Here is a 239-nt window from a genome sequence, read left to right as displayed (position 1 = left end):
CGTCGGTGTCGGTACCGACGACCCTGGTCGGGCGACCCTCGGCGTCCCATTCCACGCCTGCACCGCGGGACTCAATCCAGACCCAATGACCGTCCTTGTGCTGTTCGCGGTAGTCGAACACCGCAAAGGCGGGATCTCCCGCCGCTTGCCTCTCCATCGCAACCACGACCTTTGCACGATCGTGGGGGTGGACGTTTTGAAGCCATTCAGCAGTGCTCGGCGGCAAGGGATCGGTGCGC

At 64.4% G+C, this 239-nt stretch carries 1 protein-coding gene; it reads right to left on the bottom strand.

Annotated elements, in window-relative coordinates; genetic code table 11:
- Positions 1-226: PAS domain-containing protein (locus SB658_RS27210; protein ID WP_410603651.1), on the bottom strand; the 226-nt coding region annotated here is incomplete at its 3' end.
- Between the last annotated feature and the right edge of the window lie 13 nt (positions 227-239).

The organism is Bacillus sp. SIMBA_008 (assembly GCF_046535495.1).
GTDB classification, from domain to species: Bacteria; Bacillota; Bacilli; order Bacillales; family Bacillaceae; genus Bacillus; species Bacillus subtilis.
This window is presented reverse-complemented; position numbering and strand designations above follow the sequence as displayed.